Source organism: Kribbella swartbergensis (assembly GCF_054784135.1).
Genome location: NZ_BAAGPM010000034.1, coordinates 414621 through 435055, shown reverse-complemented (window position 1 = coordinate 435055; position 20435 = coordinate 414621). Strand labels below are relative to the sequence as shown.

Below are 20435 nucleotides of genomic sequence, written 5' to 3'. Positions count from 1 at the left end.
CCGGGAAACCGTCAGCCGCGGGCCACCGCTGTCCGCAGCAATGTGTCGATCACCTCGGCGTAACTCATCCCGGCCGCGGCCCACATCCGCGGGAACTGTGACGCCGGCGTGAACCCCGGGAACGTATTGATCTCGTTCACCACCGGCTCCCCGTCCACCGGCACGAAGAAGTCCACCCGGGCCAGCCCTTCGCAGCCGAGCACCTCGAAGACCTCGATAGCGGTCCGGCGCAACCGGGCCGCCAACGCCGCGTCGAGCGGTGCCGGTACGACGAACCGCGTCGCCCCGCTGTCGTACTTCGCGGCCGCGTTGAAGAACGGCTGATCCGGATCACTGTGGATCTCCAGCGCCGGCGCGGTCTCGACCCGCCCGTCCGGGAACTCCAGTACGGCCAGGTCGATCTCCCGGCCGACCATCTCGCGCTCGACCAGCACGTGCGGATCGAGTACGGCGGCCTCGGCGATCGCCTGCGACAAGGTCGGCAGGTCGGTCGCCCGCGTCACTCCGAAACTGGAGCCGCCGTTGCCGGGCTTGACGAAGACAGGGAGGTCGATCCCGGCCGTCTTGAGCTTCTGCATCGCCGCTTCGGTGTCGGTCAGCTCCGGTCCTCGAAGCGTCACGCCGGGCGTGACCGCGATGCCGTGAGCCCTCAGCACCGACTTGGTCAGGTGTTTGTCCAGCCCGACGGCGCTGGCCGCCACCCGACTGCCGACGTACCGGACCTTCAGGTGGGCGAGGAATCCCTGCAGCGTGCCGTCCTCGCCGCCTTCGCCGTGCAGGGCCGGGACGACGACGTCGCAGGCCTGGAGGATCTCGATCGCCTCGTGCTGACCGTCCACCCAGTTGCCCTCGGCATCGATCACCAGCGGGATCGCGGTGTGGCCGAGCAGGCTGGCCGCCTTGGCGATCCCGCGGCCGCTGGCCAGCGACACCTGATGCTCCGGGCTCGCGCCACCCATCACGACACCGACCCTCATCGGGCTCCCTCCTCGTAGCGGCGGGGCACCCGCGATCCGATGCCGCAGTAGATCTCGTGCGGGATGGTGCCGGCCCAATCGGCCCACTCCCTGGCGGTCGGTTCGCCATCCGATCCGTCGCCGAAGATCGTCACCGGGTCACCCGGCTCGACCGGCAGATCGCCGGCGTCCACGACGAACTGGTCCATCGCGATCCGCCCGGCCACCCGCATCCGGACACCCCGGCACAGCACGCTCGCCTGGCCACCGGCAATCCGCGGAATGCCGTCCGCATATCCGAGGGGGACCAGCGCCACGGTCGTGTCCCGGTCCGCGACGAAATCGTGCCGGTACGAAACCCCTTCACCCGCGCGGATCCGCCGTACCTGGGTCAGTTTGCTGATCAGCCGCATCGCCGGCCGCAGTCCGAGCCCGGTCTCGTCGATCCCGTAGAGACCCGCGCCGATCCGGACCAGGTCGCAGTCGGGCGCATCCAGCGTGATCGCTCCGGCCGAGTTCGCCAGGTGTACGACGCTGGGCCGCAGGCCGCCGCGCCGAGCGAGGATCACCCCGGTGCGGAGCAGGTGCAGTTGCTTGCGACTCTGGACGGCGTCCGGTGCATCGCCGTGCGAGAGATGCGACCAGATGCCGCGGACCGTGACAGCACCGAGTGCTTCGTACTGCGCGGCGGCCCGGATCAGCTCGGTCCACTGGTCGGGCGCGCTTCCGGATCGGTGCAGACCTGTGTCGAGCTTCAGATGCACGTGGTGGATCCCCGGGTGGGAGACGACCCGGTGCAGTTCGGCGAGTGTGGAGATGCTGACGTCCCCGTCGAGGTCACCGAGCAGCATGAGTTCGGAGGCGTCGTACAGCCAGGTGAGAATCGGCGCGGTCAGCCCGGCGGCTCGCAGCTGCAACGCCTCGGCGGCGCGAGCGACGCCGAGCCAGGTCGCTCCGGCCTCGACGGCCGCACGTGCCACCGGTACGGCGCCGTGACCGAAAGCGTCCGCCTTGACCACGGCCAGGACGTCCTGCGGGACCCGGCGGCGGAAGGTGCGGACGTTGTGGCGAACCGCCGACAGGTCGACGACTGCCTCGGCGAGGCCGGCGATCCCTTGTGGCATTGGACAGTGGAGGGCTGAGCTCTGGACCAAGGGCATGACCGCCAGTGTTGTTCGTGGCAACCATCGACTTCATCGGAGCGCGGACGGATGTGTGCGGACCGCACGTACGACCCTGGTATGACGCGACTCATCCCGGGATCTCAGCGACCGCGGTTGACCGGGGATACTGGCGGGGTGGAAGCCACGGATCATCTCAAGGCGTCGCTGGTCGCGGCGATCGCACTCGCCAACGCCTTCGGATCCCAGTGGCGCCAGGGCCGTCCGGCCCGCGAACCGGATGAGGCCGCCGTGCACGACGTACTGCGCCTGACCACGGATCAACCGGTCGAGGTGGAGGTGGCGGCCTTCGGGGCAGGCGGCCGGCGCCTGTACGAGGCACTGGATCACCTCGCCGACGGTGAGGTCGACGAAGCGGTCCACGTGGTGAACGAGCTGCTCAAGGCCACGAAGGCGGCGCCGCAGCTGACCCGGCACGAGGATGCGCCCTGGCACCTGCATTTCGGCGATCCGAATGAGGCGACCGGGTGGATCGCGGAGTTCGCCACCGCGACCGCGATGCTGCTGGGCAGCGACGACGTCCACCGCCTGCGCCGTTGTGCAGCGACCCGCTGCGAGGATCTCTTCCTCGACTCGACCCGGAACCGGACGCAGCGCTTCTGCTCAACGGCCTGCCAGAACCGGACCAAGGTCGCCGCCCACCGCGCCCGGACGGCGTGATCCGCGAGCCGTCACCATGGTTGCCTCGGACAACCAGCCCAGCGTCCGGTAGAGGTGGACGCCCTCCGCGGACGCCATCAACAGGCCGGTCTCTGCCCCGCGCTCGGCCGCGCGCCGTGCCAGCGCGCCCATCACCACACTGCCGAGCCCACGCCGCCGATGCGCCGGATCCGTCTGGATGTCGTGCATCACTGCGTCGGTGCCGACGATGGCCGCCATACCGCGAGCGGCAACCGATCCGTCGGCCGCCAGGATCCGCACGTACTCCAGTGGTCCCTCCGAGCTGATCTCCAGTTCGTACGACGTTGTCGCCGGCCGCGGGTGGTCGTGCAGAGCGATCGTCATCAGCATCTTCTGCTCCGCGAACGGCTCCAACCCGGCCTCGGCCAGCCGCCGAGCCACTCCGTCACCGTCCTGCGTGGTCACCGTCAGCCAGACGTCCCCGGTCGTCCTGGCCGCGAGCCGAGCCACGACCGCCGGCTCGTCCGTCAGCGCGAACAGTTCGCGGTCGCGCCCCGGCAGTCCCAGGACGACGGCGAGCGCGTCGTCGTACTCGATCACCGGATCCAGCCCCCGGCACAGCCGCCAGCCCTCGATCCATCGCCTCAACAGCCCGTCCATGCCGCCGAGTGTAACTGCTCAACCGGAAATAGTCAGTTACCCCCGGCCGAGGACGAAGGTCTGGATGGCGACTACGGCGGCGCCGCGGGCCCACTCGGTGAAGTCGGCGGGCTGCAGCACCATCGGGAGTTCCGCGCCGGACGGGTGGCGGTCGGCATGCAGCCCGGCGAGCAGTTCGTCGTGGGCGACCTCGGCGAGCCGGACGCCTTCACCGCCGAGCACCACCAGTTCGGGCATGGTGAAGTTCGCGGCCGCCGCGATGAGCCGGCCGAGCGCCCGGCCGGCCCGGTTGATGATCGGCTGCGCCGCGGGGTCGCCCTTGGCGGCCAGGTCGAGACATTCCTCGTAGTCGACCGACCGGCCGAGCGCGCTGCCGACCTGTTCGGTGATGGCGCCGACGGTCAGTACGCTCAGCGCGCACCCGCGGTGACCGCGGTCGCAGCGTGGACCGTCCGGGATCAACGGGTGATGGCCGATCAGCCCGATGCTCGTGTCGGGGCTCTCGACGGTCCGGTTGTGGACGACCAGGCCGTAGCCGACCCCCACCCCGATCGTCACCAGCACGAACCGGTCCGCGCCGCGGCCGGCGCCGAACCAGTGCGTCGCCTCGGTCAGCGCGTTCAGGTCGTTCGCGACGACGACCGGAGTATCGGTCGCGGCCGCCAGAAGCTCGCCGAGCGGTACGTCGACCCAGTTGAGATACGGGCCCCAGCGAACCTCCGAGCCTTCCGTCACCCGGCCGCCGACCGTGACACCGAGTCCGGTGATCGATCGCCGGCCGGGAACCTGGACGGCGAGGGCATCGGCCAGTTCGAGGACGAGCCGGCACACCGCGGACGGCGTGGGATCGGTCAGCGGACGCTCGACGCTTGCGATCACCTCGGCGCGCAGCGTGGTCAGAACGCCGATCGCGCTGTCACCGGTGAGTTTGACACCGACGAAGTGGTGGGCGGCCGGATCGAGGTCGAGCGGCTGCGACGGGCGCCCGACGCGCGCATCGGTCGGTCCGCCCGGCACCTCGACGAGCAGTCCGGACTCGACCATCGGCTTCGTCAACCGGGTCAGACTGCCCGGCGACAACCCCACCCGGCGGGACAGTTCGGCGCGCGACAGCGGTCCGTCCAGCAGGATCTCCAGCGCCACCTGCCGAGACGGCCCGGTCAACGGTCGCCATTCACCCACTCGACAAGAGTAGTCGCGGCACAGACCGAATTCGGGGAGGGAGTTGGACGCCGGGACGTGACCCGGTCCGCGGTTCTGGCCGCACAAGCCCCGGCGTCAAGCTCAACCCACGGCCTGCAGGTGTCCGTCCTTTGGTGCAGACCATTCGCAGGCGCTGTACCCGATTCTTCTTGAAGTATGCACCCGTTCCGCGGGGAAGGCGCTCACCCATTTCCTATATTTTCGGAACGTTTCAAGGAGTTGATGGAAGGTTTTACCATCCGCCCGGCCGGCAGTGGTTGTCGGCAGCAATGACCTGCGGACGGTTAGTGCGGAAGCTTGCGGGTGTCGATGAGTTGCTGGGCGACGTCGCGCAGCTTGGTGTTGGTGTCCTGGGAGTAGCGCTTGAGGATGGCGAAGGCGCGATCACCGTCGACGTCGAAGCGTTCCATCAGGATGCCCATCGCCTGGCCGACCAGTTTGCGGGCGTCGACCGCCTGCGCCATGGTCTCCTCGTGGCGCGCGGACGCGACCGCGACCGAGGCGTGCCGGGCGAGGATGTGCGCGATCGCCTCGTCGTCCTGGCTGAACGCGTCGACGACAGGGCTGTAGAGACCGAGGACGCCGACCGTCGCGCGAGCGCCGTTGCCGGTCGCCAGGGGTACGTCGAGGACGCTGCGAACCCCGAGCGCGGCGACCTTCGCCGCCCACTCCGGCCAGCGGCCGTCGTCGAGCGTGTCGCGGATCAGGACCGTCGTCCGGTCCTGCAGCGCGGTGACCAGCGGGCCGTTCTGGCTGCTGATCTGCAGGTCGTACACCTCAGCGACGACGGGGTCGGTCACCGCCGCGACCTCCGCGCGGGAACCGCGGGTATAGAGAGCGACACCGGCGTAAGTGCAGCTGAGCGCCTGCAGAGCGAACTGGACGACCGCGTCGATCGTTTCCTCCACACCGGGGGCGTCGTGCAGTTCGATCGCCAGTCGGGCGAAGGTGTCGGCCGAGTGTGCGGCGATGTCTTGCTCGGTCAAAGGAACTCCAGGCGTGCTCGAGCCATCGGGCACCCCGGTGCTGGAGTGATCCTCAGGAGACATCATGCCGCCCGCGACCCCCAATCTGTTAGCCGGACCGCCATTCGCCTGGTCCTGGGTCCTCGAACCCAGAACCATACAGCGAGCGCAAGGACGGACTCTCCGGCTTGTCGAGCGGCCGGACGAGGACGGCGATGGCGAGGGCAGAATCTTGTGGCACCAGGGCATTTCTGCCACTGTCGGCGCACCCGGGTGATGCCTGACGCTGGTGGCTCCGTCGATCACCAAGGAGCCACGAATGTCCGTTGACCTGCACACCTCGGTTGTCCTGCAGACCCCCGCCGCCGAACGGGACGCGGCCGTCGCGCATTTCGCCGGGCGGTTGGCGTTCGAAGCGGACGTGTCGGACGTGGCCGTGGACCTCGGCGCCGGCGTCACCGGGTGGGCGCTGGTCGACAGCCGGAGCCAGGAGAGTTGGGACCAGGGGCACATCCCCGGCGCGATCCATCTGCCGACCCGCGAGATCGCGGCCCGGGCGGCGTCCGTCGTACCGGAAGGCGTGACGGTGGTGACGTACTGCTGGGGACCGGGGTGCAACGGCGCGACGAAGGCCGCGCTGGAGTTCGCCAAACTCGGCTACCCGGTGAAGGAGATGATCGGGGGGTTCGAGTACTGGGCCCGCGAAGGGCTGCCGGTGGAGACCGGTCAAGGGATCGACCGGCGTCCGGTCGATCCCTTGACGGCTCCGCGCGGCGTCGCCTGCGCCTGCTGAGGCAGGTCAGGACGGCTGCGAGATCTTCGAGACCGTGTCGCCGGTCTTCCGCTCGGACAGTTCCCTGGCCACGTCGGCCTGGGAGAGCATGCCGACCAGGGTGTGGCCGTCGATGACGGGCAGGCGGCGGATCTGGTGCTTCGTCATCATCTCGAGTGCCTCGTCGACACTGTCGTCGGCGCCGATCGTGACCGGCTTGCCCTGGGCGAACTGGCCCGCCACGGCGGTCGCCGGGTCACCGCCCTCGGCCACACAGCGCACCACGATGTCGCGGTCGGTGAGCATGCCCTTGAGCCGGTTGTCCTCGCCGCAGATCGGGAGTGCGCCGACGTCGAGGTCGCGCATCTTCCGGGCGGCGTCGACCAGGGTCTCGTTCTCGCCCACGCAGGTGGCGCCGGCCGTCATCAGATCGCGTGCCTTCTTCATGACTGCTTACCCCTCTCCGTTCTCGGTTGCCCCGCCCGGTACCCCCTCGCCGGGCAGGCACACCGTGTCAGGCGATCAGGCCAGGTCCAACGGAGTCAGTACGGCGATTTTCCAGGCTTCTGTGTCGTTGACGAGTTGGTAGCAGAAGCGCTCGCGGGGCCGGCCGCCGTACGACCAGGTGACGTCTGCCCAGATACTGGCCGGCGTCGAGGCCATCACCTCGACCGTGCGATCCGCCGTGTCCACGCCGTCGTACTGCGCCCAGGACGCGGCGAAGAACTGCTCGGTCTGCTCCTCGCTGGTGACCGGGATCGGCTGGCCGGGGAACAGGATGAGGCCGGGGACGGCGTACAGCTTCGCCATCCGCTTCTCGTCGCGGGCCAGGAGTGCGGCCGCGTAGTCGTCGAAGAACTGGTCGGCATCTGTCATGGCTCCCACCGTAGGAGCCATACCGGACAGCTCGGGTCCGCTTTCATCCGCGGGCAGCAGCCTGGGCCGCGGGGCGGATGTTCTGGTTGAGATGGAAGGTGTTGTCCGGGTCGTACGTCGTCTTCAGCGCGGTCAGGCGGGCCAGTTTGGCCGGTGGGAAGGCACGGCTGATGGAGTCGCCGTTGAGGGTGTTCAGGTAGGCGCCGTTCGAGTACGGCGCCAGCGCCGCCGCGTACTCGCGGAGCTGACCGATCCGCGCCGCGTCCTCGGCCGGGTCCACCCAGCGAGTCGCGGTGACGAACTCGAACAGCGTGTCCCGGTGGCTGAAGGCCGCGTCGTCGTCCGGTACGTCGGCGATCGCGCCGCCGTACGCCTGCAGACTCGCGGATACCCCCGGCGTGTTCAGCAACGCCCTGATCGCGTCGTCGGGCAGAGCCTTGAAGTAGTGGCCCTTCCAATAACGGCGGTAGCGGTGACCCTGCACGTTGTCGTCCCGGCTCTGCAGGGTCAGATAATCCAGCTCCTCGACGTGCTCGTCCACTGGACCCATGGCGCGGAAGGCGTCCAGCAGTTCGAAACCGCAGTCGCCGACCCAGACATAGCCGACCGTCACCCCGTCGGGCGTGATGCTCGCGGTGTACGTGGCCTGCCGTGGCGCGGTGGTGTTGAGTTCCCGCCAGGCGCGCAGTACGTCGAACCCCGCCGACATCGGATAGGTGAACTCGGCAACCAACGCCCGGGTGCCGATGTGGTGCAGCCGGAACTCGAAGCTCGTGACGATCCCGAAGTTTCCGCCTCCGCCGCGCAGGCCCCAGAACAGCTCCGGGTTCTCGTCGGCACTCGCCCGCACCACGTCGCCTGCCGCGGTGACCAGTTCGTACGACGCGACGTTGTCACAGGCGAGACCGAACTGCCGGGCCAGCCAGCCCATGCCGCCGCCCAGCGTCAGCCCGCCGACGCCGGTGTGCGAGACGTTGCCCGCGGTCGTCGCCAGACCGTACTTCTGCGCGGCCTTGTCCAGCTCGCCCAGCAGCGCGCCGCCCTCGACCCAGGCCAGCTTCCGATCGGGGTCGACCCGTACGGCGTTCATCGGGGTCAGGTCGATCATCAGGCCGCCGTCCGGCACGGCGTGGCCGGCGATGCTGTGGCCGCCGCAGCGGACGCCGATCTCCAGACCGGCCTTCCGGGCGAACCGGACCGCGGCGACGACGTCGGCGGTGTCGTGGCAGCGCGCGATCGCGGCCGGGTAGCGGTCGACCATCGCGTTCCAGACGGTCCGGGCCTCGTCGTATCCGGCGTCGCCGGTCTGCAGCAGCTGGTGGTTCATCGTTGCGCTCCTCGCTCGGTGGGCTCTTCATCACCCTGACAGCGCTGCGGTACTCCGATAAGGTCCAGTTCCGTGAGCCGAATCAGGACCAGTTCCGGTGCCGGCGAGCTGCTGGTCGAGCTCCGGCGGGACGCCGGCGCGCCGCTGCACCAGCAGTTGGAGAAGGCGATCCGGGACCGGATCCGGCAGGGCCTGATGCGCGCCGGCACGGTGATGCCGTCGACCCGGGCGCTCGCGCAGGACCTCGGCTTGTCCCGCGGTGTCGTGGTCGAGGCGTACCAGCAACTCGTGGCCGAGGGATATCTGGTCAGCCGGGCCGGCGGCTACACCCAGGTCGCGGACATCGCCGTGGTCGAGCCGGCGGCGGCCGCGCGACCGATGACCGGCCCACCGCGGATCGACTTCAAGTACAGCAGGCCGGACGTCTCCCAGTTCCCGCGTGCGGCCTGGCTGCGGTCACTCCGGAAGGTCCTGAACGAGACGCCGCACCTGAGCTTCGCCTACCTCGACGGCCGCGGCGCACTGGAGCTACGGCACGCGCTGGCGGACTATCTGAACCGGGTCCGGGGGACGGCGGCCAGACCCGAGAACATGCTGATCTGCAACGGTTTCGCGCAGGGATCACGGTTGCTCCTGCAGGTCCTGGTGAAACAGGGCTACCGGCGGCTCGCGGTCGAGGACCCGTCCGACAACGAGCTGCGCGAGGTGGCGGCCGCGGCCGGGCTCGAGGTGGTCGGCGTACCGGTGCTGGACACCGGGATCGACGTCGACGCGCTCGAGCAGTCCGGAGCGGACGTCGTCCTGGTGACCGCCGCACATCAGTTCCCGACCGGGGCGGTGGCGTCGGCCGAGACGCGGGCCGCGCTGGTGGCCTGGGCGGCGCGGCAGGATGCGCTGATCGTCGAGGACGACTACGACGCGGAGTACCGGTACGACCGGGAGCCGATCGGAGCGATGCAGGGGCTGGCGCCGGATCGGGTCGCGTACGCCGGGACCGCGAGCAAGACGTTGGCGCCGGGGCTACGGCTCGGGTGGCTGATCCTCCCGGCCGGGCTGGTCGAGGCCATGTCCGAGGCGAAGCTGGCCGACGACCGCGGGTCGCCGGTGCTGGAGCAGCTGGCGTTCGCGGACTTCGTGGCGCGCGGTGAATTCGACCGGCATCTGCGCCGGATGCGCCCGCGGTACCGGCTGCTGCGGGACACGCTCGTCGACCGGCTGGGCGAGCGGCTGCCGGAGCTCGTGCCGGTCGGGGTGTCGGCCGGTCTGCATGTGATGACGTGGCTACCGCCGGAATGGTCCGAGGCGGCGGTCGCGCAGGCCGCGCTGGAGCGCGGGCTGGGGGTCTACGGGCTGGCGCCGTACTGGCTGGCCGGTCACGGTCCCGCCGGGCTGGTGTTCGGGTACGGCGGCCTGACCGAGAAGGCTGTTGCCGAGGGCATCGACCTCCTCGCCGACGCGGTGGCGACCCTCCGATGAATAATTATCCATGCGATTGCAATTTGATCCGTCTGGTTCTACGCTCGGTGGAGTGATCAGCGCCGCACGCATCGACAGTCTGATGAACCAGGGCTGGCCCGCCGAGGCCAAGACCGAACTGGACGGCTGGGTGATCCGTCGCAACGGCGGCGTCACGCTGCGAGCGAACTCCGTGCTGCCCGCGAGCGCACCCTTCGACCTCGGCAAGGCCTTGGACTACGTGGAAAACCTGTACCAGGCACACGGCATCACGCCGTCGTTCCAGGTCGGCCCGGCGGCGCAGCCGACCGATCTGGACGCCCACCTCGAGGCCCGCGGCTACCGGATCGTCACGCCGACGCTGGTGCAGTGCGCGGAGGTCGCCGACGTACTCGATCGGCTGCCCGAGGCGCCCGCCGACGTGAATATTTTCCGCTCCCCGACTGACGAGTGGATGGATTTCTGGTGGGCCGTCGACGGGCGTGGCGGGAGCCCCGAGCAGCAGGCGACCGCCCGGGGGATCCTCGACCGCGGCCGGGCGCTGTACGCCGTGGTCCCGGCCGGCGGGCCGATCAAGGCGATCGGCCGGCTCGCGCTCGTCGACGACTGGGCCGGCCTCTACTGCCTCGCCGTCGACGAGCGGTTCCGCCGGCAAGGTCTCGCTCTCGCGGTCATCCGGGCTCTGTTGCAGGAGGCAACGACTTTGGGGACCCGGCGGGTCTGGCTCCAGGTGGTCGCGGCCAACGAGCCGGCCCGGGCCCTGTACGACCGCCTCGGGTTCCGGACCGTCTCGCAGTACCACTACCGGGTCAGAGCGTGACCTTCTCCCGGTGATCCAGGACGACGAACTCCGCGCCGGCCGTCTCGACCGAGGTCCGGAGCTTCGTCAGGTCGGTCCACGGGACGCCCGGCTTGTCCAGCGGCTGGTCGAAGTCGTCCCAGTGGGTGGCGATGACCTTGTTCACCGGCTTGATCGTGCGCAGCAGCCGGTCGGTGATCCCGGGTTCGCCGCCGGGCGCCGCGAGGACGACGTCCACCTGCAGGTCGCGCAGGGCGATCGGGTCGAAGTTCGCCGTACTCAGGCTGAGGATCCGCACCCCGCCGATCGTGATCACGTAGGCGAGCGTGCCGCCCTCGACCAGGTCCTCGATCACCCGCGGCCGCGGCGGGACACCGTCGAGCCGGTAGCCGGGATAGGCGTACGTGTGGTGCCGGCCGCCGCACGAGTGGAGAGACGGGAACACCTCGACGGCGAAACCCTCGAACGGCAGGTACTCGCCGCCGCGCACCGGTGACAGCAGTTCCGCGGGCGCGCGCATCGCCCTGAGCATGTTGACGTGCGACTCGGTGCCGAGGACGGTCGCCTGCGTCTTCTTGGCGACGTACGGTACGTCGGTCATGTGGTCGTAGTGGCCGTGGTGCACGAGGATCGCGTCCGCCGTGGAGATGTAGCGGTCGATGACCTCCGGCTTGATCACCAGCTTGGTCTTCGGGTCCGCGCCCTCCGGGGTGAACGTGCCGGTCCGGAAGCGGGTGAGCCAGGGATCCGTCAGTACGACATGCTTTCCCGACCGGATCTGCCACGCGTGGGTGCCGAACCAGGTCAGCTCCACGCCCTGCCGCTCCTGCGTCACTCCAGCGCTGTCGGCTGCCTCCTTGGACGCGCTTTGGTTGTCTCCCTGGTCCGCGGCACCCTCGGCCGTTGCCGCCTCGCCTCGGGTGGCCAGGCCGATGACGCCGGTCGCGCCGACCGCCGCCGCGCCCGTGATGATTCCCCTGCGACTCACCTTCACGCTGTCTCCTCTCGCCGTACCTGGGGCCTCAGTCAAGGCGAGGCTGCTGGCGTGTGTCGAATATGCTCTCGGGCATGATCCGATTGCCGGGACATATCACCGCAGGTCAGCAGGGTCCATGCTGACCGAACGGCACCTGCAGATCTTCATCGCGCTGGCCGAGGAGCAGCACTTCGGCGACGCCGCCCGCGTCGTCGGCATCACCCAGCCGCCGCTGTCCCAGGGACTGCGGCGGCTGGAGGCGCTGGTCGGGGCGAAGCTGTTCGAGCGTGGTCAGGGCCGGGTCGAGCTGACGGCGGCCGGGGCGGCGTTGCTGCCGTACGCGCGGCGTGCGCTGAACTCGATCGAGGAACTGCACCAGGCTGCGATCGCGCGTGATCCCGAGGGACCGGAGATCCGGCTCGGCCTGGCACCGGAGGTGCCGTCGTCGGCCGGCGCCGCGGTGGCGGCGGCTTGTGGTGCGGCGATCCCGGGGAGCCGGGTGACGGTCGTGTCGGCGCCGACCAGCTCGCTCGTCGGCCAGGTCTCCGCGGGCCGGCTGACGTTGGCCGTCGTACTGCATCCCGCCGTACTGGACGGTCTCGAGGCGGGACCGGTGACGTTGTTGCCGACCTGGGCGCTGGTGCCGACGTCGGTCGTGCCGGACGACGGTGTCGAGGTGAAGCTGCGGCAGCTGGGTGGCGTGCCGGTCGCCGTACGGCCGCGGGCCGAGGCGCCGGCGGCCCGGGATCTGTTCCTGGACACGTTGGCGTTGCATCGGCCCGACGGCGGGACGGTCGTGGTGACCGACGAGCGGGCCGGGCTGGCGATGGCGGCCGCGGGTCAGGCGATCGTGGTGACGGCGGATCCTTCCCTGACCGCGCCCGGGGTCGGCCGGCATCGGTTGGCCGGCGATCCGCTGCCGGTCCGGTTGCGGTTGGTGTGGTCCAGGACCCGTACTCCTTTCCTGCGGCCGGCCGACGTGATGGCGCAGCTGACCGATGCGCTGGTGGCGTCGTGAACGCCCGGATCCGAGCGGTCTTCGAGGACGCCGGCGTACGGGGTTGGCTGCATGCGGTCGCGCTGGACGAGCCGGATGCCGCGGTCGCGGTGGACGCGGACAGCGTCGTACCGATGGCGTCGGTGTACAAGCTGCCGTTGCTGGCCGGGTTCTGCAAGCTGGTCGATCTCGGGGAGATCGATCCGCGGGCGAGGCTGACGTTGGACCCGTCGGAGCGGACGCCCGGGCCGACCGGCCTGTCGGCCCTGGCGGATCCGGTGACGATGTCGTTGCGGGATCTGGCCTTTTCGATGATGACGGTGTCGGACAACGCGTCGGCCGATGCGTTGCTCGGTCTGGTCGGGCTGCGGCGGTTGGCCGAGTTGCTGGAGTCGTTCGGTCTGCAGCGGACCTGGGTACGGCGGGGGACCGGGGCGCACCTGCGTGAGCTGCAGCGGCGTACCGGACTGGACGATCCGGATGCGGCACTCGCCGTACTGGCCGACAACGACCGGACCGATCCGGCCGGTGTCTACGAGGCGGCGAACGCATCGGCCAGCACGCCGCGCGACATGACGTTCCTGCTGCGGCGGTTGTGGGCGGGGGAGTTGCTGTCGGCCGAGCAGACGGAGTTCGTGAAGGCGACCATGCATCGGCAGGTGTTCCAGCACCGGATGGCGTCCGGCTTCCCGCACGACGGCGTACGCGTCGCGGGGAAGACCGGAACCTTCGGAGCGCTCCGGCACGAGGTCGGCGTGGTGACATTGCCCGGCGGCGCCGCCTTCGCAGTCGCCGTCTTCACCCTCGCCGCCCGCGGCGACTTCCGCCAACCCCGCGTAGACACCGCCATCGGCGAAGCCTCCCGAACCGCCGTAGACCTCCTCCGCTGACCACCCCCGCTGTTTAGCCCTCCACCCGCCACCCACCCCCGGCCGGTGCATTTCAGGGGAGATCCCCTCGAATGCACCGTTGTCCGGTCGTATACGAGGGGGAGAAGGGGCGAGCCGAGGGGATATCCGTTCGAATGGTCGCGGTCAGATGACGGCGTAGGCCTCGATCTCGAGGAGGGCTTCGGGTTTGAAGAGGGCGGCGACCTGGACCGCTGTGCTCGCCGGCGGGTTGGCGGTGTCGACGTACTCGTCGCGGGCGGTCCGGACGGCCGGGAGGTGGGCGATGTCGGTGACGTAGAAGTTCAGCTTCACCACGTCGGCGAACGTGGCACCCGCGGCCTTCAGGCAGGCATCCAGGTTGGCGAACACCTGCCGCGCCTGCGCGGCCGGATCCCCGACCCCAACGAAGTTGCCATCGGCATCCAACGCCACCTGCCCCGCGACCGCCACCCACTGCCCCGGCCCCGTCACCACATGGCTGTACCCATTCCCCGCCGCAACCCCTTCCGGCTCCGGATGCACAAGCTTGCTCACGAGTTCCTCCCGACTGTCGGACGGCCCATTGTCACTCCACGGCGAGGCGATGCGCGAAGAAGTTTTCTGCTGCTTGCTGCATTTCGGTGTCGAAGCGGTGGGGGCCGGGGAGGAAGAGGGCGGTGTAGGTGCCGGGGCCGTAGTGGAAGTGTTCGGTGAGTTCGCGGTCGGCGGCGAGCATGCCCTGGGGTGGGAAGAGCTCGTCGTCCTGGGCGTAGACGACGAGTTGGTGGTGGCGGGCCCGGCCGGCGGTGAGGGACGGGTGGTCGAGGTGCCGGGCGAGGCCCGGTGTGGTGAACAGCCAGGAGTGGGCGTCGAGGTACGCCGGGACGAGCGAGTCGAACGTGGTCATCATGCAGACGATCGCCGAGGCCTTGATCCCCGGGTCGAGAGCGGTGAGTGTCGCCGACCTGCCGCCCCCGCCGGAGAACCCGAAGACGCCGATGCGGTCCCGGTCCACGCCCTCGAGCGCCCGCAACACGCTGAGTGCAACCAGATCGTCGTACGCGACCATGCCGGCGAACGACGTACCGAGCAGCCCGGCCGCCTTGGCGATCGTGTTCTCGTGGTGGCCGGCGGCGACGTCGTACCACTCGTCGTCGATGGGCGAGTGATCCGCCGCCAGCCAGGCCGCCTCGTACGTCGCCATCACGTCACGCAGCCGCCACGGCAACGGATCGAGCTGGAACCGGCGCGAACCCCAGGCGAAGGTGTCGTGACACAGTACGACGAAGCCGGCGCGGGCCAGGTGGTTGGCGACAGCCCGGCCCTCATAGAGATCCTCGCGCAACCTCGTTGCGCCGGCGCTCGGCTCCGGAGTCTCCACGAGCCGCTCGGCACCGACCGACTTCACGCCCGCATGACAATGCAGCCCGAGCAGCCCGGGTCGCTGATCGCCGTCACGCGGTCGCACCAGCCAGGCGCGAGTGGGCGGGCCGAACGGCGTGTTCCATTCGAGCACGCTGCCCCGGACATCGTCGGATTGCCACTCGTCGACGATCCGCACGAGCGGCGGATCACCGGGTTCGGGTACGCCGAGCAGCCCGGCGACCCGCGTGGTCAGTTCGTCGCCTGTCAGCGGCGAGGCGTCACGGACGAAGCCGGGCCAGTCGTCGTACCCGCCGAGAGCGCTCGGTCTCAACCCTTCACCGCACCCGCCGACAGGCCCTGCACGAGGAACTTCTGCACATAAGCGAACACAAGCACAACCGGTACGACGGCCACCACACCACCCGCCGCGAGCGCACCGAAGTCGACGCTGTACTCGCCGAGCATGTAGCTCAGCCCGACCGGGATGGTGAACTGGTCCTGGTCGTTGAGGAACATCAGCGCGAACAGGAAGTTGTTCCACGACCCGATGAAGGCGAACGAACTGATCGCCACCATCCCGGGCCGCAGCAACGGCAGGACGACGGTGAGGAACCCGCGCAGCCGGCCGCAGCCGTCCACCCAGGACGCCTCCTCGAGTTCGATCGGGATGTTGCGGATGAACCCGGCCATCATGATCAGCGACAGCGGCAGCCCGAACACGGTGTCCGCGATCACGATGCTCCACGGCGTGTTGATCAGCCCGATGGTGCGGAAGATGTCGAACAGCGGGATCAGCATCATCGCGCCGGGGATGAACTGCGTGCACAGCGTCATCACCATGAACGCGCCCCGGCCGCGGAACCGGAACCGGGCCAGCGCGTACCCGCCGAGCAGCGAGAGCACGGTCGTACCGAACAGGGTGAACAGCGCGATGATCACCGAGTTCTTGAAGAACACCGCGAACCCGGCGCCGTTCCAGACCGTCGCGTAGTGCTCGAAGGTGATCGGCCACGGCACGACGGACGTGGATCCGGCCGGGCGGAGGCTGAACAGCAGGATCCAGTAGAACGGCACCAGCGTGAACAGCAGGTACAGGGCGAGCGGCGCGTAGATCATCCACCGCGGCGCCCGCCGGTTGTCCGGATTCGGCCGCCCGGCTGGTCGACGACCCGCGGTGGCAGGACGCTGAGTCGGCGCTTCAAGAACGGTGGTCATGGGGCCTCCCGGCCTGGACTGAGGAGCGCAGGGAGCGCAGCGACTGGAGCGACGAGGGAAGGCCGGGAGCCAGGGCCCCATGACCCGCCGGCGCCGGAGGCCCGGCCATCAGCACTGTCATGCGTGGTCCTCTCGGCCCAAGCGGGACAGTTTGAGGTAGGCGATCGAGAAGATGGCCAGGATCAGGAAGGCGGAGACGGTCAGCGCGGAGCCGTAGCCGAACTCCTTCGCGTCGACCGCCATCCGGGCGACGTACAACGGCAAGGTCATGGTCGCGTTGCCCGGGCCGCCGCCGGTCAGGGTGTAGAGCAGGTCGACGTTGTTGAACTCCCAGACCGCGCGCAGCAGCGTCGACAGGATGATCGCGTTCTTCAGATGCGGCAGCGTCACCGACCAGAACCGCTGCATCCGGCCGGCGCCGTCGACCTCCGCCGCCTCGTAGAGATCCTGCGAGATCGTCTGCAGGTCGGCGAGCAGCAGGATCGCGAAGAACGGCACCCCGCGCCACAGTTCGGCCAGTACGGCGGCCCAGAACGCCGACGTACCGTCGATCAGCGGGCTCTCCCCGTAACTGCCGATCCCGATGTCGGCGAGGTAGCGGGAGAACCCGGTGGTCGGGCTGTAGATGAGCAGCCAGATCGTCGTGGTGAGTACGCCGGCGACGGCCCACGGCGAGAACACCAGCGACCGCGCCAGGCTCCTGCCCACGAACGTCTCGTTGATGACCAGGGCCAGGCCGAGCCCCAGGATCAACTGGAGCCCTACCTCGACGACGACCCATTGGGTGGTGAACCGCAGCGAGTCCCAGAACATCTGGTCGCTCAGCATGTCCCGGTAGTTCTCCAGGCCGATGAATCCGTTGCTGCGCGGCTTGGTGACGTTGTACTTGAACAGCGAGTAGTACACGACACTGCCGATGGGGTACAGCAGGAAGACCGCGACGAGGACCAGGGTCGGCGCCAGCAGCGCGTACGGCGTCCATCGCTCCCGCGATCGCCGGCGTACCGGTTCGTCCGGCGCCACCGGATCGGCCTGCAGAACTGCCATCGTGGAATCTCCTTGGTTGTCGCTGCGTCAGTCGGGGTCGACCGGGTTCCAGCCGTCGGAGCCGGCCAGCCAGGCGGATCGGTTCGCCGCGGCGGCCTCGGTGTCGCTCAGTTGCGGCCGTCCGTCTCCGGTCGCGGCGCCCGGGCCGGTGTTGCGGTACTCGGCGAACCGCGCGTCCCGCCACGACCACCCGCTCATGTCGGTCCAGGCCGGCGTACCGATGTGCGCGCCCAGCCACGAATCCCGTACCACCACGCGTGGATCGGCGTTGGGGTCGCCGCTGGGATGCCACGGGCGGCCGAGGAAGACGGTGCCGGCCGCAGCGTCCGACTCGAAGCGGCTGTGTTCGATCAGGTAGCCGTGCGGGTTCGTGTCGACGGTCGCGGCCGCGGTGACGTACCCGTTGACCGGCTGGCCGCGGTCCACCGACCGGATCGTGCTGTCGGTGATCACCGCCGTACCGCGGCCGTAGATGAAGTCGACGTCACCCTGGATCAGCGAGTCGGTGATCCAGGTCCGGGCGATCGCCTCGCGGGTTGGTGTGTCCAGCAGCAGGGTGTCCTGGTTGCCGAGCACGCGGACGTTGTCCAGGCGGATCCGGTCACCGGCGGTGCGCAGGGCGATCGCCTGGCTGGGGAAGTTCGCCTGCTCGTCCCAGCCGTTCTCGACGGTGATGTTCTCGACGGTGACGTCGTCGCCGAGGATGCCCAGCGTGGCCGATCCGGTGTGGCCGAACGTGCCGCCGTAGAACTTCTGCTGACCGGCGGCGAGGTCATAGGTCAGTACGACGTCCGCCGGGTCGCCGGTCGCACCCCGGATGGTCAGGTTGTCCTGGAACGCCCAGATCCGGACGACTTCGCGGTAGACGCCGGGCTGCACGACGATCGTCACCGGGCTGCCCTGCCCACCGACCGTCGCCACGGCCGCGCCGATGCTGCCGAAGTCACCGGTGCCGTCCAACGCGACCGTGACCGTGCGGCCGTAAGTGCGGGCCTTCGTGGTCGGACCGGCGTACTTCCCGACCAGGGCCGGGACGGTACTCGCGGCGTCCGGGGCGGAGGAGTAGTACGTCGCCGGGTCGAACGCCGTACCGACGTTGTCGCGGCGGCCGCGGGTGCTGTTGAAGATGTTGTTGCGGTTGACCACCTGCGACGCCGGGTCCTTGGCGACGACCGGGTCCTCGCCGTCGGAGTAGTAGTTGCTCTCGGCGACTACTTTGGCGGCGCCGCGGGACATCGTGCCGTAGTGGCCGAAGCCGCGGAACCAGTTGTTGTAGACGTGGGCGGCCTCGACGTTGTCGATGCTCGCGTTGCGCTGGTAGGTGTTGGCGAACCAGTTGTGGTGCATGGTGATCTTGGTGATCACGTTCGCGGTCCACCCGACCCCGACCGTCTTGTTGTGTGCGCTGAAGACGTTCCAGGACAGCGTGACGTAGTCGGAGTCCTTGCGTACGTCGACCAGACCGTCGCCGAGGCGCTCGAACGTGACGTGGTCGATCCACACGTGGTGCGCGGTGTCGAGCCGGATCCCGTCGTTGTCGTTCTCGGCCGACTTGCCGTCCCAGTCACCCGGCACGTACGAGTCGCGGATCCGCAGGTTGCGGACGATGACGTTGTGCGTACCGTTCAGGAACAGGCCGCCGCCGACGAGTTCGGCCACGGTGCCGGCGCCGATGATGGTCTTGTTCGAGGCGACGGGCACCTGGGTGCCGAACGGGATCCGCAGACTGCCGCGGACGACGATGACGAGCGGCTCCGGGCTTCCGGCGTACCTGGTCAGCTCCTCGGCCGTGCCGGCGACCACGATCCGTCCGCCGAGCCCGCCGGTGGTGCCGTCGGGGAGTTCGGCCGTGGGGATCGAGGCCATGCCGGTCGCCTGCTCGGACCAGACCGGACCGTCGGCGGTGGTTGTGGCGGGGGCGTTCATCAGGTCGAGCAGGTGCTTGTCCTGGTCCAGCCGGCCCGCACCCGCCCCCGCGCCGACCAGGGCGGGCACGCTCGGCGCGGGGTTGATCCGCAGATGCGGGCCGGAGCTCCCGGACACCGTCGGCAGCAGCCGGTCGTCGGGGTGTGCGGCGTTGTAGGCGTCCAGTACGGCGGTCGGCCGGCCGTTCACCCAGTTGCCGGACTCGGCGATGCCGGTGCCACCCCAGCCGTGGATGATCCGCTCGGCCCCGACGCCCTCGAACCAGTTGCTTCGGGCAATGATCGACGACTCGACGCCGACACCCCAGGAGTACTGGTAGCGGTCCGGGTCGGTGATCCGGTACAGGTTGTTGTAGACGTGCGCCTGGCCGAACCGGACCCGCGGAGCACGCTGGACCAGGTCGGTGAGTTCGTTGTGGTGCATCGTCACCCGGAGCTTGCCGCGGTCGGCGATCACCCCGTCACCGTTGCCCCAGAGCAACGACTTGTCGTGGCCCTGGAGCTTGTTCCAGGAGATCGTCACCAGGTCGGCCTGCCGGACGACGTCGAGCAGGCCGTCGTGGCGGAGGAACGGTTCGCCGAAGTACTCCGGCTGCTCGGCGTCGACGGTCTCGCCGTCGTCGAGGGTCAGGTGATCCAGCCAGACGTGGGTGGAGCGGCTGACCACCACGTTGTCCCACTCGGTCTTCCAGGTCTCGCCGTTCCAGGCCGGGAAGCAGTCGTACGCGTCGGAGATCCGCAGGTTCCGGACGATCACGTTGTGGACCGACTCGATGTTGACGACGAACCCGGTCAGGTGGGCGTCGCGCAGACCGATCAGGGTGGTGTTGGCGCCGATGTTCAGCTTCACTCGCTCGGCCTGCCGGGCGGACGACGCCTTCCGCGCCTCCTCCATCGGCCCACTCGCCGGCCCGCTCCAGCGCGCGGGGTCGTAGGTGTCGAGGTAGCCCTGCAGCGTGTACGGCGCGACGTTGTACTCCGCGCAGGCGATCGCCCGCCCGTCGTCGGTGGTGTTCGCGTCGACCTTCCCCACCACCTGCACGATCTTCGGCTCGTCCCCCACCACAGCAGCCCTCAGCTCAGCCGCCGTCCGAACCCGCACCACCCGCTCCGCGGAAGCCCCACCCGTAGTCCCCACCCCCACCGAAGCCCACCCATCCCCAGCCGGAAGCGTCTGCCGAGCTGGATCGGAGCCTTGAGGAGGTGGTTGTGCCGACGCAGGTGGA

At 69.4% G+C, this 20435-nt stretch carries 20 protein-coding genes; 6 read left to right on the top strand and 14 right to left on the bottom strand.

What is annotated here, in order from left to right:
- Window positions 1–11 precede the first annotated feature (11 nt).
- Window positions 12–977 carry a D-alanine--D-alanine ligase family protein gene (locus ACYVOK_RS31275; protein ID WP_460666178.1) on the bottom strand — a complete coding sequence of 322 codons (966 nt, stop codon included), beginning with the start codon at window positions 975–977 and terminating at the stop codon, window positions 12–14.
- Window positions 974–2080, bottom strand: coding sequence for an alanine racemase (gene alr, locus ACYVOK_RS31270; RefSeq protein ID WP_460666177.1), 1107 nt, complete (start codon window positions 2078–2080; stop codon window positions 974–976). The genes ACYVOK_RS31275 and alr overlap by 4 nt, the downstream gene beginning before the upstream one ends.
- 174 nt (window positions 2081–2254) lie before the next feature.
- Here alr and ACYVOK_RS31265 point away from each other — a divergent pair, with 174 nt between their 5' ends.
- Window positions 2255–2797 (top strand): CGNR zinc finger domain-containing protein, encoded by a 543-nt coding sequence (locus tag ACYVOK_RS31265; RefSeq protein WP_460666176.1) that lies wholly within the window; start codon window positions 2255–2257, stop codon window positions 2795–2797.
- Here ACYVOK_RS31265 and ACYVOK_RS31260 read toward each other — a convergent pair.
- From ACYVOK_RS31260 to ACYVOK_RS31250, 3 genes are all read right to left on the bottom strand, one after another.
- Complete coding sequence (locus ACYVOK_RS31260; RefSeq protein ID WP_460666175.1) at window positions 2741–3418, bottom strand: GNAT family N-acetyltransferase; 678 nt, start codon at window positions 3416–3418, stop codon at window positions 2741–2743. The two genes, ACYVOK_RS31265 and ACYVOK_RS31260, sit on opposite strands and share 57 nt — an antisense overlap.
- Before the next feature lie 36 nt (window positions 3419–3454).
- A complete protein-coding gene (locus tag ACYVOK_RS31255) occupies window positions 3455–4600 on the bottom strand; it encodes an ROK family transcriptional regulator (protein ID WP_460666174.1) in 1146 nt (381 codons plus the stop codon).
- A 305-nt stretch (window positions 4601–4905) separates the two neighbouring features.
- Window positions 4906–5607 (bottom strand): GAF and ANTAR domain-containing protein, encoded by a 702-nt coding sequence (locus tag ACYVOK_RS31250; protein ID WP_460666173.1) that lies wholly within the window; start codon window positions 5605–5607, stop codon window positions 4906–4908.
- Between the two features lie 298 nt (window positions 5608–5905).
- On the opposite strand from ACYVOK_RS31250, the gene ACYVOK_RS31245 reads away from it, so the two are divergent.
- A complete protein-coding gene (locus ACYVOK_RS31245; protein ID WP_460666172.1) occupies window positions 5906–6379 on the top strand; it encodes a rhodanese-like domain-containing protein in 474 nt (157 codons plus the stop codon).
- A gap of 6 nt (window positions 6380–6385) precedes the next feature.
- Here ACYVOK_RS31245 and ACYVOK_RS31240 read toward each other — a convergent pair whose 3' ends face one another.
- The 3 genes from ACYVOK_RS31240 to ACYVOK_RS31230 form a co-directional block, all read right to left on the bottom strand.
- Complete coding sequence (locus ACYVOK_RS31240; protein WP_460666171.1) at window positions 6386–6805, bottom strand: CBS domain-containing protein; 420 nt, start codon at window positions 6803–6805, stop codon at window positions 6386–6388.
- 75 nt (window positions 6806–6880) lie between these two features.
- On the bottom strand, window positions 6881–7234 hold the full coding sequence (locus ACYVOK_RS31235; protein WP_460666170.1) for a hypothetical protein: 354 nt from the start codon (window positions 7232–7234) through the stop codon (window positions 6881–6883).
- A 43-nt stretch (window positions 7235–7277) separates the two neighbouring features.
- The gene (locus ACYVOK_RS31230) at window positions 7278–8561 is read right to left on the bottom strand and encodes an FAD-binding oxidoreductase (RefSeq protein WP_460666169.1); all 1284 of its coding nucleotides are present in this window, start codon (window positions 8559–8561) and stop codon (window positions 7278–7280) included.
- Between the two features lie 72 nt (window positions 8562–8633).
- Here ACYVOK_RS31230 and pdxR point away from each other — a divergent pair, with 72 nt between their 5' ends.
- On the top strand, window positions 8634–10037 hold the full coding sequence (pdxR, locus tag ACYVOK_RS31225) for a MocR-like pyridoxine biosynthesis transcription factor PdxR (protein ID WP_460666168.1): 1404 nt from the start codon (window positions 8634–8636) through the stop codon (window positions 10035–10037).
- Between the two features lie 52 nt (window positions 10038–10089).
- Entirely contained in the window at window positions 10090–10836 is a 747-nt protein-coding gene (locus tag ACYVOK_RS31220; RefSeq protein WP_460666167.1) for a GNAT family N-acetyltransferase, read from the top strand.
- On the opposite strand, the gene ACYVOK_RS31215 is transcribed toward ACYVOK_RS31220, so the two are convergent.
- A complete protein-coding gene (locus ACYVOK_RS31215; protein ID WP_460666166.1) occupies window positions 10826–11809 on the bottom strand; it encodes an MBL fold metallo-hydrolase in 984 nt (327 codons plus the stop codon). The two genes, ACYVOK_RS31220 and ACYVOK_RS31215, sit on opposite strands and share 11 nt — an antisense overlap.
- A 118-nt stretch (window positions 11810–11927) precedes the next feature.
- Between ACYVOK_RS31215 and ACYVOK_RS31210 the strand changes: the two genes are divergently transcribed.
- Together ACYVOK_RS31210 and ACYVOK_RS31205 are read left to right on the top strand one after the other, a co-directional pair.
- Window positions 11928–12809: a LysR family transcriptional regulator gene (locus ACYVOK_RS31210; RefSeq protein ID WP_460666165.1), complete on the top strand. Its 882-nt coding sequence runs from the start codon at window positions 11928–11930 to the stop codon at window positions 12807–12809.
- The gene (locus ACYVOK_RS31205) at window positions 12806–13678 is read left to right on the top strand and encodes a serine hydrolase (protein ID WP_460666164.1); all 873 of its coding nucleotides are present in this window, start codon (window positions 12806–12808) and stop codon (window positions 13676–13678) included. The genes ACYVOK_RS31210 and ACYVOK_RS31205 overlap by 4 nt, the downstream gene beginning before the upstream one ends.
- Before the next feature lie 144 nt (window positions 13679–13822).
- On the opposite strand, the gene ACYVOK_RS31200 is transcribed toward ACYVOK_RS31205, so the two are convergent.
- From ACYVOK_RS31200 to ACYVOK_RS31180, 5 genes are all read right to left on the bottom strand, one after another.
- Window positions 13823–14212 carry a RidA family protein gene (locus ACYVOK_RS31200; RefSeq protein ID WP_460666163.1) on the bottom strand — a complete coding sequence of 130 codons (390 nt, stop codon included), beginning with the start codon at window positions 14210–14212 and terminating at the stop codon, window positions 13823–13825.
- 31 nt (window positions 14213–14243) lie between these two features.
- Window positions 14244–15353 (bottom strand): dienelactone hydrolase family protein, encoded by a 1110-nt coding sequence (locus ACYVOK_RS31195; protein ID WP_460666162.1) that lies wholly within the window; start codon window positions 15351–15353, stop codon window positions 14244–14246.
- Window positions 15350–16237: a carbohydrate ABC transporter permease gene (locus tag ACYVOK_RS31190; RefSeq protein ID WP_460666161.1), complete on the bottom strand. Its 888-nt coding sequence runs from the start codon at window positions 16235–16237 to the stop codon at window positions 15350–15352. The genes ACYVOK_RS31195 and ACYVOK_RS31190 overlap by 4 nt, the downstream gene beginning before the upstream one ends.
- Window positions 16238–16354: 117 nt before the next feature.
- On the bottom strand, window positions 16355–17284 hold the full coding sequence (locus ACYVOK_RS31185) for a carbohydrate ABC transporter permease (RefSeq protein WP_460666160.1): 930 nt from the start codon (window positions 17282–17284) through the stop codon (window positions 16355–16357).
- 27 nt (window positions 17285–17311) lie between these two features.
- The gene (locus tag ACYVOK_RS31180; RefSeq protein WP_460666159.1) at window positions 17312–20311 is read right to left on the bottom strand and encodes a pectinesterase family protein; all 3000 of its coding nucleotides are present in this window, start codon (window positions 20309–20311) and stop codon (window positions 17312–17314) included.
- Between the last annotated feature and the right edge of the window lie 124 nt (window positions 20312–20435).

Excerpts from the sequence above, each read along its gene's own strand:
- ACYVOK_RS31275 (WP_460666178.1), bottom strand. The coding sequence starts at position 977 with ATGAGGGTCGGTGTCGTGATGGGTGGCGCGAGCCCGGAGCATCAGGTG.
- alr (WP_460666177.1), bottom strand. The coding sequence starts at position 2,080 with ATGCCACAAGGGATCGCCGGCCTCGCCGAGGCAGTCGTCGACCTGTCG.
- ACYVOK_RS31260 (WP_460666175.1), bottom strand. The coding sequence starts at position 3,418 with ATGGACGGGCTGTTGAGGCGATGGATCGAGGGCTGGCGGCTGTGCCGG.
- ACYVOK_RS31245 (WP_460666172.1), top strand. The coding sequence starts at position 5,906 with ATGTCCGTTGACCTGCACACCTCGGTTGTCCTGCAGACCCCCGCCGCC.
- ACYVOK_RS31240 (WP_460666171.1), bottom strand. The coding sequence starts at position 6,805 with ATGAAGAAGGCACGCGATCTGATGACGGCCGGCGCCACCTGCGTGGGC.
- ACYVOK_RS31235 (WP_460666170.1), bottom strand. The coding sequence starts at position 7,234 with ATGACAGATGCCGACCAGTTCTTCGACGACTACGCGGCCGCACTCCTG.
- ACYVOK_RS31230 (WP_460666169.1), bottom strand. The coding sequence starts at position 8,561 with ATGAACCACCAGCTGCTGCAGACCGGCGACGCCGGATACGACGAGGCC.
- ACYVOK_RS31210 (WP_460666165.1), top strand. The coding sequence starts at position 11,928 with ATGCTGACCGAACGGCACCTGCAGATCTTCATCGCGCTGGCCGAGGAG.
- ACYVOK_RS31190 (WP_460666161.1), bottom strand. The coding sequence starts at position 16,237 with ATGACCACCGTTCTTGAAGCGCCGACTCAGCGTCCTGCCACCGCGGGT.
- ACYVOK_RS31185 (WP_460666160.1), bottom strand. The coding sequence starts at position 17,284 with ATGGCAGTTCTGCAGGCCGATCCGGTGGCGCCGGACGAACCGGTACGC.